The sequence below is a fragment of the 'Nostoc azollae' 0708 genome (assembly GCF_000196515.1).
Lineage (GTDB): Bacteria > Cyanobacteriota > Cyanobacteriia > Cyanobacteriales > Nostocaceae > Trichormus_B > Trichormus_B azollae.
The window spans coordinates 1,057,852-1,069,481 of sequence record NC_014248.1; the positions used below are offsets into that span (position 1 = coordinate 1,057,852).

Sequence of the window (11,630 nt, forward strand, 5' to 3'; positions counted from 1 at the left end):
TTTTGAGTTTTCATTTTTAGTTCTGCACAACGACTGATGACGGCAACTACACCCTAGCTCATACGGCTCTCACCACTGTCATCTAATTTTAAATAAAGATACATTATCTTTAAGAAAATACAAAAAACTTTAGATAAGGGTGAACTTTATCTCACCCAAAGTCCAAGCAGCAAGGGAGCAAGAACCCGCTATGTTTGAACACTTCACGTCCGAAGCCATTAGGGTAATTATGTTAGCTCAGGAGGAAGCACGCCGCCTGGGACACAATTTCGTAGGCACTGAACAAATTCTCCTGGGTTTAATGGGAGAAGGAACCGGAGTGGCTGCGAAAGTGCTAGCTGAGTTGGGTGTTACCCTGAAAGATGCGCGTCGGGAAGTAGAGAAAATTATTGGTCGGGGTTCTGGTTTTGTTCCGCCGGAAATTCCTTTTACACCAAAAGTAAAAAGTCTGTTTGAGCAATCTTTTAGAGAAGCTCATAGTCTTGGACACAACTACATAAACACTGAACATTTATTGTTAGGTTTAACTGAAGCCGGGGAAGGAGTGGCGGCCAAAGTTCTGCAAAATTTGGGAGTTGAGTTGCAAGGTATCCGTGCTGCTGTTATTAGTCGTTTGGGTGAAGATGTAACTGTTTTCGCAGGCACTGTAAGCGGGTCTAAGCGTAATCAAAACCTAAGTATAGAAGAGTTTGGTAGAAATCTGACCAAAATGGCTCAGGATGGCAAGCTTGATCCTGTTGTTGGTCGTCAACGAGAAATTGAGCGCACGGTGCAAATTTTGGGTCGTCGCACCAAAAATAACCCGGTTTTAATTGGAGAACCAGGTGTTGGTAAAACTGCTATCGCAGAAGGTTTAGCCCAACGTATCATTAACCAAGATGTACCAGAAGTGCTGTTGAACAAGCAAGTCATCAGTCTGGACATGGGTTTACTAGTAGCTGGAACTCGTTTCCGTGGCGACTTTGAGGAACGCCTGAAAAAAATCATGGATGAAATTCGATCAGAAGGCAATATCATCCTGGTGATTGATGAAATTCACACCTTAGTCGGTGCAGGTGGTACAGAAGGCGGTTTAGATGCAGCTAACATCCTGAAACCAGCTTTAGCAAGAGGTGAACTCCAATGTATTGGGGCAACCACCTTGGATGAATACCGTAAACACATTGAGCGTGATGCGGCTTTAGAACGGCGTTTTCAACCAATTTTGGTGGGAGAACCTTCTGTAGGAGAAACCATTGAGATTCTCTATGGGTTGCGTAGTGCTTATGAACAACATCATAAAGTCACCATCTCTGATGCAGCTGTAGTAGTAGCAGCACAGTTATCCGATAGATATATTAGTGATCGCTTCCTACCGGACAAAGCTATAGACTTAATTGATGAAGCTGGTTCTCGTGTACGTTTACGTCACTCCCGCATCATCAACAATAAAGAAATCAAACTGCAACTCAAAAACATCAGCAAAGACAAAGCAGAAGCTATCAGAGTTCAGGATTTTGGTAAAGCTAGTAAACTCAATCAAGAAGAACTAGAACTTCAGGCCAAAATAGACTTAGAAGATAACCTGCAAACAGTTAAAGCGATCGTTGACGAAGAAGACATCGCCCAAATCGTTGCCTCTTGGACAGGTGTCCCAGTTAACAAACTCACCGAATCAGAATCAGAGTTACTACTGCACCTAGAAGACACCCTGCACAAACGCCTCATCGGTCAAGAACAAGCAGTTGCAGCCGTTTCTCGTTCCATCCGTCGCGCCCGTGTCGGCTTAAAGAATCCTAAGCGTCCCATCGCCAGCTTTATCTTCTCTGGTCCGACAGGAGTAGGGAAAACCGAACTAGCCAAAGCCCTAGCCGCTTACTTCTTCGGTGCAGGAGATTCCATGATTCGCTTGGATATGTCCGAATACATGGAAAGCCATAACGTTTCCAAACTTATCGGTTCACCTCCAGGTTACGTAGGCTACGACGAAGGCGGACAACTTACAGAAGCAGTAAGACGTAAACCATACACGGTGCTACTTTTCGACGAAATTGAAAAAGCGCACTCTGATGTATTTAATATGCTGCTACAAATCTTGGATGAAGGACACCTCACCGATGCTAAAGGTCGTAAAGTAGACTTCAAGAACACCTTAATCATCTTAACTTCCAATATTGGTTCTAAGGTAATTGAGAAAGGCGGTATCAGTTTAGGCTTTGAATTTGATAATCAAGCCGACGCTAGTTATAACGGTATCCGTAAATTGGTAAATGAAGAACTGAAAGCTTATTTCCGTCCTGAATTCCTCAACCGTGTTGATGATATTATCGTCTTCACCCAGTTGAATAAAGAAGAAGTTAAGCAAATCGCCGAAATCATGCTGCATGATGTTGCTAACCGATTAAAAGACCGAGGAATTAAACTCGAAGTCACAGAAAGCTTCAAAGAACTGGTTGTCAGAGAAGGTTATGACCCAAGCTACGGTGCTAGACCTTTACGTCGAGCTATTATGCGTCTGTTAGAAGATTCTTTAGCTGAGGCTATCTTATCTAGTCACATCCTTGAAGGTGATACAGCCATTGTCGATGTTGATGATGATGGTCAGGTAACAGTCAGAAAAGCAGAAACCCGCGAATTCCTGTTAGCTAATGTTGGCTAAACGGTGAATACCATCTCAACACTAATCGCTTAAAAATCAAAGTATTAAGGGTGAAGGTTAAAGGTTTTTTCTTTACCTTTACTCTTAATGCTTTTGCATTCCTGTATTTTCTGCATATTCTCCAATACTATTCAGATAAGCTTCTTTCTCTCCCCCTATCTCCTATTCCCTTGTTTTAAAATTTGATCTGCAACTGACTCTTAAAAGTTTGATTGCTAAATCGAGTATCACCAGTATCTAAATTCCGAAGTGCACTCCAACTATAACCAAAATCTATATCTACATTTGGAGCTATTTTAGCTGTGCAATGAATTCCTATCCCCTCAAGTCTTGGGTTTAACCAGTAGCACCAACAGTATAATTTTACAATCTTTCCTCTCTACAGCAACAAAACAACAGCCTCTCATTCGTGCTAATACCGCGATGAACTCTCCTTGGTGGCAAGCAAGTCGCACAGAGAAATTCTGATCGGGGTCTACCTATTACTGTCAACCAGAAAGTGAGGTTGGTTAGTAATACTTCTGGTACTTACTGGGTTTCAGAATAGAGGAATTTTTGCAGCGATAGAATTCATTTTTTAATAGTCATTATCAGCCACACAAATACCTTTACATTTAATCCTGTTGGTAGCAGTGCGCTGACAATGAGAACATAGAACTTTTTCGTTTTCTATTTCTTGATTTATCTTGATATTATCGCTTACCTGGAGCTTGTCTTTTTCCATCTGGAGTTTTTCATTCATTTTACACTCCCCTCTCCATTCAAAACTTTGCGAAATACGATTTTATTATCACTCGCCATGTAGAAGTCGCGAGTGCATGCTTCCTGCTCCTAGCTACACTTCGCGTAGATTGCCCGTGTGCGCTCAAAGTGCGGGAGTCCTCATATTTCACCAGTCAAGGTTTGTTCAACATAGTGCAGAAATTGAGGGGGTGATAAAGAACCTAAAAAGCTCCTGTATAAGGGTTATAGCCCTTATAAACTACTGATAAAATGTCCACTTATTGCGAATAAAACTGATGACTTGTTCCATTAATTAAGACCATTCTTTTCGTATCTTTAGGTTTTCTGCTGACGTAGGCGGCTCCTGATAACTGCACACTTAATTGTCAATAAGCACTGTTTTCTTATCAATTTTTCCAAGGGGTCTATCACCTAAAACCTTTGTTATGTGATGGTTTCACCTTGCTTGTTACCCCCTCAAGTGCAGAAACCACCGCTTCCTTATCTCTGGAGCTCAGTTCAGATGGTGATTAGTGCGTTTGTGTCATCGACTGTGGTCGGTCCAATCATCGTCAACAGCAACAACAATAGTATGTAAGCCACACCATGGTATTACGATATGTAACAATGTTTAGTTAGCTATAGGTTGAGTTGAATAAAATGAAACCCAACAAATAAATATACCTATTGCAAAATTGTTTCTGTGGTATGATAGATAGCTTTAGATTTTATGTATTTTTGGTGTTCTTTGGGCTCCCTGATTCAAACATAACCCTGTACTCTAACTTTTGGCTAAAACAAAAACAACGCGCTATTGTAACATAAAATTAATTCTGCAAGAGATCTAATATTATCACTGAAAATGGCGATTCTTCAGTCTCAATTGAATTGTTGATTCCGGCAATCTTAGCCACAGGTGCAACTCCTCAAGATATTGGCCAGGTTATTGCTGGTGTGGGGTAAAAGGAATTCAATGCTAAACTCTCAAACTTTTCTCCACATTTGCTTTACCCCAACTCCTGCTTAACAAGATGTGGCGTACAAACGATCACCAATAATTCCGCGAATGGTCTCAACTAACTGACCATAAACAGTATCAGATAAAACTGGTTGAGAGCCTTGTAAACTCACTTGTTGATCTAAATCAATCCAAGACTTACAACCACCGTATTCAGGCAAATAAGGAATATACTGTGCTTGGGGTAGTTTGTAAGTACGTAACAAGAGAATATATAAAGGCTGACGTGCTTTCCATTTTAGGCGATCGCTAATAAAATACTCATTCCAAATATTAAAAAGTAGTAAATCACTGACAATAGACTCATCCGCAACTGGCAAAATATCTGTAATTTCTGCCCAACTACCGATCCGAATTGTTTCTGGATGCCATCCTGATGTGACTGGACAGACAAGATTTACATACTCAGCCTTGAGCATAAAAGATTGTTGATGCTCATAAGTAGGATAGAGCAGAACCTGCTGATATGCAAGCTGAAAGCGTCCTCCTCGTTCATGAATACCTCCTTTACGAAGTAACATAATTGTTTTGCCGCTTTCCAACGCATTTACGGCTACTGCCCATTCTTTAAGAGCATGAAAAATGGTAGTCAATTCCATGAGCATCTACTGTAACTCTGATTTTATTTAAGTTTAAGACGGTTAAAATGTAAAACTAGTGGAGACTGGAGGAAATAAATACTTAGTTCCCAAAACAAGCTTTCCTCCTGCCTTTTGGGTTTTCACACTAACCAGGGAAAAGAAAGTAGAGAAAAACTATGCAAAAACGAACACTAGGGAGATCCACCGTCCAAATCTCACCCATTCTGATGGGAACTTGGCAAGCCGGCAAAAGAATGTGGGTGGGAATTGAAGATGCTGACTCGATTAAAACCATTCGTGCTGCTTACGAGGCCGGAATTACAACCATAGATACTGCGGAAGTTTATGGTAATGGACATTCTGAACAGATTGTAGCTGAAACTTTGTCTGATGTGCGCGATCACGTCGAATATGCCACAAAAGTTTTTTCCAATCATCTCAAATATCAACAAGTGATTGAAGCTTGTGAACGTTCGCTGAAAAATCTGAAAACCGACTACATCGACCTTTACCAAATTCATTGGCCTGCTGGTTCTTTCAACAGTGAAATTGTACCTATAGAAGAAACAATGAGTGTCTTAAATCACCTCAAACAACAAGGAAAAATTCGTGCCATTGGAGTTTCTAATTTTTCCCGTGAACAAATAGTAGAAGCCTCCCAATATGGAACTATTGACAGTTTACAACCACCTTACTCCTTATTTTGGCGGAATGTAGAAACAGATGCCATGCCCTACTGTATTGAAAACAATATTTCTATTTTGGCTTATTCACCTCTAGCCCAAGGATTGTTAACTGGTAAATTTGGACCCGGTCATAAATTTGATCCAGAAGATAACCGAGCCAAAAATAGGTTATTTCAACGAGAAAACTTTGAACGTGCTCAACAGGCATTAGACCAACTCAGGCCCATAGCCGAAAATCATAATTGTAGTTTAGCCCAGTTAGCATTGGCCTGGTTAATTGTCCAACCCCAAACAAATGCGATCGCGGGTGCGAGATATCCCGAACAAGCAAAAGACAACGCCAAAGCCGCAGAGATAAAACTTTCAGTCGCAGAAATTGCCCAGATAGACAATATTGGCCGCATTGTTACCGACCATTTCGACAATACAGGAATTATGTGGGATTGGTGATTGGTGATTGGTAATTGGTAATTAGAAAAATCTATTACCCAGTCCCGAGTCCCCAATGTTGCTAAATGAAATAAAAAGTCAACTTTAGTAAACAAGTGATCGTATCTTAATTAGGGTTTGCTAGATTATATTCATAAGGACACAGAAGAAAAACAACCAACCAACCGGGCAATGACATAAGTGTCCCCCGTGATTAGCCCAACCAAGTTTTAGCATATACAACTTACAGTGGTATTCCGACTGTTATTGATAGTCGCGCCAAATCCCTAAGAGAAAAAACGAGAAAATGCTGAACTTGTCTGTTTTAGTATCCACCTTACTTATTGACTTTCAATCACTTAGTTAATCTTAAGAATTTGAAACTTCGGAATTCGCTAGAACCTGGTCAACCCTGACCAGGTTTTTAGATTTATATATATATAATTAGTTGTTATCAGGATTTGTTTTTATTGTTTATTCCAAAATAGCGCTCACCCTCAGAAAATCTGTTTAATTTGAAAGAGCGATCACATCAGCAAATCTAATGTTAAAAAAAGCCTATCCTTGATCAACTCAATAATCACACTTTTGGCAGCTAATTACTTTACCCCAGATTTCGCACTTCATTTCGTAGTACATATACATGTATAAGGTAATTACAAAAAGCTACGTAGTAAACACATAATTTAAATAGTAAAAAAAATAGACAATACAATAGAAATTCCCAACGACTTAGAACTCGTAAGTATTGACAATAAATTCAGGGTAAAAGATGAGAAAATGAATATAAATAAGCCTGAACTAAATAGAAATACCCAAAAATATAAATTACCGAAAATAAGATTTTGAGAGTAATAAATTGGAGCACTTGGGAAGAATAGCAGGAATAATAGATGAGATAGGAACTGTAGGAAAAATCAATGAGATATTCTTAATAGATAGTAGAGAGAAAGTGACTACAGGAGAAATAGTCAAAGCAATCATTATGGACTAGGTTTTCTATGGAGACCATTATATTTATTTCCTCGATTTTCTGAGAAAAAAGCCATAGAACATTTATTAGGAGTGGGAATTGAAGGCGAAGATTTAAATGATGATAAAATAGGCAGAGTAATGGATAATCCATACAAATATGGATTAACTCAATTATTCCTAATAATTGCCTTAGAACTAGCAAAAAAATATGGAGTAGCAACCAAATATTCCCATTTAGATTCAACCTCATTGCATTTGCATGGAGAGTATAATAATTACCTAAATAATCTAGGACAGGAATTATTGAATATTTCAGAGCCAGTGCGTTGGGTGGGTTCCCCGACTTGTTAGGGAAGCTCCTCTGAAAGAGGCAGCAACTGGCGTATGTTTTCAAGGGATTAATTTTCTGATTACACAAGGAGTTCATAGGATTCTGAACTTGACAGAGGCACTTTGTCAAGTTCAGAATCCTACCTACAGCTTGTCAAAAGTATTATTTATTTTCTTAGTTTTCAAATCTCTAATTCACTATTGCATAGTCTTGTATTTTCATAAGTGATTGAAAAGTTCAAATTTAAGATTGTTGTCTAACTAGCTTTTTTTAGACAATAAGAAAGCTGGAACTTTGACGTGGATAATTTATATTATCATGGCTACTGGATTTTTAAAACCTATAGTTCTGAATTACCTATTAATTTAGTTTATTTATGCTACTGATTTAAGTGCGGAATGTCGGTTTACCTTTTCGCCTTACTATTAATTGTCCTGTTTGACCTGCTCCTGTTGATATTGCTGTTCTTATTCGCTCAATTAGTTAATGCCCTGGTATTTGAATATACCAAACAATATCTTACTTATCTATAAGATATCGTCTTAAAAGGTAGTTGGAAGGGTAAAAGATACGATGATATTGCCAGAGAATTAAATTTAGCCAATACATATATTAAAAATGATGTTATTTTTGTTCGAAACTATGGAAGATGCTAACATAAACTATGGGTGAACCAGTCAGTAAAAAGAATTCTCTTCTAGCACTGAATCGCGCTAAACAAAGTACAAACCACTAGCAAAATTCCCATCTGTTCACAGGTTAGAAAATCCTCATCATCCAGTAGCTTTGAATTCTCCTTTCTATATCGAACGCTACTCCCTGGAATCTCTGCATGACACTATAGAGTCTTTCTGTCATGAAGTGATCGCCCAACCTGCCACACCCATTCCTATCAAAGCCCCAAGACATAATAAAGTTACTTTTTAGTGACACTCTCTGATATGGATACTAAATTTTTATAGAATTAAAGAAATGATTAAAAAATCAATAGTTTACAAGAAGTATCGTACTGAATTTGTTTACTGTATTCATCTTTTGTAAGCGTTCAGGGGGTGTAAAATAGAAGAAAAACAACCCCCAAAGTCAAGCTAATCAATCAAATTCAACTGCTTTCAAGAAACTTATCCATGACTCTTGCTAACTTATCATTATTCTACCAATTATCAGCCACAAAGAGATAACTAGGCACTTGTATTAATAGAGAAAACCCAATCACATAAAATCGGGTTCACTGGTTCAGGTGCTTCATCATGGGGACAATGACCAGCAGTAAGGAAATATTCTTTTAATTGGGAATAATATTGGTGGAATTTTTGAGAACGTTCCCGCGCTTTCACCCAAGGATCTGCTTCACCCCACAATAACAACAAATGATAAGTTAGTCGCTTGAGTAAAACATCAACTTTTTCCCCTTGGGGAGTGGTGAAAACAGAAATAAAGACATCTAAAGCGCCTTGATAATAAGCCGGACTTTGAATTTCTGCTACTAATTTATCAGTAATTGCAGTTTTGTTTAAATAAACCTTTTCTACGGTACAAAGAATTACCCAACCTTGATCCACATGTTGAAATAATAAAGCCTAGAATAAACATTGTTTAAAAGACCATTTGACAGTTTTACCTAAAAATAATTGTTGTACAGGATTTTTAGGAGGTTGAATTTGAGCCTGTATAGCTTCCGGTTCAGAAAAAGGCCCAGCACTATTAAAGTAATACTACCTGAGGGATAATATCAGGATATTGCGCATCTAGACACAAACAAGCATATCCTCCCAGGGAATTACCTGCTACTACTATTTTTTCACCAATAACTTTACTAATAAAGTCTCGCAATTGGTCACGGCATAAGTCCCCACTGTACTGTAATTTCGGTTTTGGTGACCGTCCAAATCCCAAAGGGTCAATAGCAAGTACTTGACAGTCTGCACACAGTCCAGTCAGATTTTTTCGCCAGTGGTCTGTGGAAGTACCAAAGCCATGTACTAACAGTAAGGGAGGAAGCTGGGGTTATTTCTCTCAGGTTTGTACATAGTAAACGTTATGTCCCCGCCATTGCTAGTATTAGCCAGGAACTGGAGTTGTAAAAGGTGTTATAGCTGTCTGCATCATAGGAAGAAATGTTAAGTATGGTTAATATTATTAGAGTAGCAGATTCTCTAAACCCAACCTGATCACGCTCAAGTACTGCGTCAAGGTATATTAAACACATTATTCGGAGTTATATAAGTATTTACACTCAATCTTTCTTATAGGGTGCGTCAGACCAGCCCTTTCAATGGGAACAGATGAACTACTAAATCAAGGGACGAAACCCACTCCCTGTCTAAAGTACCAAATTAGGGCTTGAGGCTATCGATATCATTAAGGGCGATTACAGCATCAACTCAAGTCAAAAATTATGTCTTGAATTGAGTATTTTTTTGAAGACAACGTCGTAATAACGATAGGACAAGGATGAAGAGAGAACTGGAAAAATAGTACAAACGACCACATTGAAAGGGCTGGGTGCGTCAGACCGATAAATTGGTTAGTATCAAAAGATTTTCGACATCTGACGCATCCTAGAGTGCCAGTTGCATAAGTCCTGATTATACAAAAGCAAACTGGGAATAGGGAAAAAGTCTAATGCACAGGCTTTCTAGGCATATTTCACGAATCAGTGAGAAATTCTCTAAGTTGTCCACGAGTTTTCCACATTTGACGTTTAGGATAATTGTATCGAAACCCAGTAGGTACTAAAAATGCAATTAATCACAGCTATTTTCAACCACTTCTCAGGACAAATAGCCGATGATACAGTTCTTCCAGCCAAGAAGCCCAGGGTGTGTTTAGTTTGGAAGAGCTAGTGGAAATATTAGAGCAGTTAGCTCACTATGAAGAAACTGTTGCATGGTTTTTTCCGAATCTGTAAGAAATTAAGAATGAACTGGAAACAGTAGAAGTTGAGCAATAATCAAGCTCATATTGTACTTAGCGCAAATATACGTTACGTTTTTCAACCTTCTGGTTGGTTTACCAAAACATATCAATAATTACATCTAAACAAGTTAGCCGACCCAAAGCATCTACCAAATATCTATACAAATAGTGTAAGCAACATCAGTAGTGCAGTAATTTGTCAGTAAAGTCTGCCCCGTTGATGTTATATTTCGTTAGAATACTATTCTCTAGTAATAGACCTCTTGCAGAATTAATTATATGTTATAATCAGCGATTGTCTTTTTAGCCAAAAGTTAGAGTTACAGGGTTATGTTTGAATTAGCGAGCCTAAAGAACACCAAAAATACATAAAATCTAAAGCTATCTATCATACCACAGAAACAATTTTGCAATAGGTCTAATGAATACTGTCGCCCATGGTATGACGGTTTGAAAGAATCTCATCACTGTTCGATAACTACCACCTATGTCTGCCCAACGAGAGATTCCCAACATTGTGACTCTCCCACTCATCACTAACATGGCCATTACGAAGGAGCTCAATTGCCGCGCATCGTCGTCACTTTTATTTCTGGTAGCAGGCTTTGCAAGAGTGTTAGGATATCGAACATGGGCAATGTGCCAGATTTTGAGGCTTTGCGCATTGACAAAACAACTCATCCATCGTTATTAGACCTGTCAGGAAAATTAACTTGGTGTGAAAAAAATGGTAGAAGGGAATTTTGAGGGTGTACCAAAAGGAAAAATCTACTAAATCAACTATATTCAAGAATATCCACATCCTACAAAACAAATACAGGGAATAACTAACCATCAGTGTCAAGACTTGTTAACCCAAGGTGAAATGTGGCATAAAAAACTTCAAGGTGACATAGAAAGTAAAAAGATAGGTATAAATCAGAAAGGAGGAGGGGCGAAAGGGAAACTAGAGAGAAAAGAATAGGTATCTCTATGCTTGTTCTATTGGAGGAAAATGCCAACATTTGAGGTTTTAGGTTTCCATTTCCGTATATGGAAAACGGAAGCAAAGGACACATTTCATTACTGGCTAGAGATATTAGGAAATGTTTTCCCTGCTAGTCTCCTTAAATAGGTAGAAAAACATGGTAGTGATTATGCCATGGCAACTTAGAACAAAAGGCAGGAAACAAAGAGTTTTCCACCAAGGGTATTGTTGTTGAATAGGTCATTAGACTTGTAAGAACATTCCGGGTACCTTACCTGAACAAAGATTTCCCCTGAATTACCCAATTTACTTACAAGTAATTCTTACTAACTATTGGTGGTTTAGTCACATTAGGAACTGGTT

General features: G+C 38.5%; 6 protein-coding genes and 3 pseudogenes. 5 read left to right on the forward strand and 4 right to left on the reverse strand.

Translation table 11 applies throughout. The annotated features are described in order from the left end of the window. Nucleotides 1–190 precede the first annotated feature (190 nt). Nucleotides 191–2,638, forward strand: coding sequence for an ATP-dependent Clp protease ATP-binding subunit (locus AAZO_RS04880; protein ID WP_013190390.1), 2,448 nt, complete (start codon nucleotides 191–193; stop codon nucleotides 2,636–2,638). A 577-nt stretch (nucleotides 2,639–3,215) separates the two neighbouring features. On the opposite strand, the gene AAZO_RS34905 is transcribed toward AAZO_RS04880, so the two are convergent. Together AAZO_RS34905 and AAZO_RS04885 are read right to left on the reverse strand one after the other, a co-directional pair. Then, on the reverse strand, nucleotides 3,216–3,380 hold the full coding sequence (locus AAZO_RS34905; protein ID WP_013190391.1) for a hypothetical protein: 165 nt from the start codon (nucleotides 3,378–3,380) through the stop codon (nucleotides 3,216–3,218). A 1,004-nt stretch (nucleotides 3,381–4,384) separates the two neighbouring features. Next, nucleotides 4,385–4,984, reverse strand: coding sequence for a DUF1802 family protein (locus AAZO_RS04885; RefSeq protein WP_013190392.1), 600 nt, complete (start codon nucleotides 4,982–4,984; stop codon nucleotides 4,385–4,387). Between the two features lie 152 nt (nucleotides 4,985–5,136). Here AAZO_RS04885 and AAZO_RS04890 point away from each other — a divergent pair, with 152 nt between their 5' ends. The 3 genes and pseudogenes from AAZO_RS04890 (at nucleotide 5,137) to AAZO_RS44575 (ending at nucleotide 8,037) form a co-directional block, all read left to right on the forward strand. After that, nucleotides 5,137–6,096, forward strand: coding sequence for an aldo/keto reductase (locus AAZO_RS04890; protein WP_013190393.1), 960 nt, complete (start codon nucleotides 5,137–5,139; stop codon nucleotides 6,094–6,096). A gap of 838 nt (nucleotides 6,097–6,934) precedes the next feature. Then, nucleotides 6,935–7,320: pseudogene (locus AAZO_RS28795) on the forward strand (DUF4277 domain-containing protein); the annotation flags it as partial. A gap of 597 nt (nucleotides 7,321–7,917) precedes the next feature. Further along, the gene (locus tag AAZO_RS44575) at nucleotides 7,918–8,037 is read left to right on the forward strand and encodes a helix-turn-helix domain-containing protein (RefSeq protein ID WP_476691479.1); all 120 of its coding nucleotides are present in this window, start codon (nucleotides 7,918–7,920) and stop codon (nucleotides 8,035–8,037) included. A gap of 525 nt (nucleotides 8,038–8,562) precedes the next feature. Here the strand turns inward: AAZO_RS44575 and AAZO_RS04900 are convergent. Next, nucleotides 8,563–9,487, reverse strand: a pseudogene (locus AAZO_RS04900) (alpha/beta fold hydrolase). Between the two features lie 1,236 nt (nucleotides 9,488–10,723). Further along, nucleotides 10,724–10,932 (reverse strand): annotated as a pseudogene (locus AAZO_RS04905) (transposase); the annotation flags it as partial. Nucleotides 10,933–11,276: 344 nt separating this feature from the next. On the opposite strand from AAZO_RS04905, the gene AAZO_RS36915 reads away from it, so the two are divergent. Then, nucleotides 11,277–11,414 carry a transposase family protein gene (locus tag AAZO_RS36915; protein ID WP_228371508.1) on the forward strand — a complete coding sequence of 46 codons (138 nt, stop codon included), beginning with the start codon at nucleotides 11,277–11,279 and terminating at the stop codon, nucleotides 11,412–11,414. Nucleotides 11,415–11,630 lie beyond the last annotated feature (216 nt).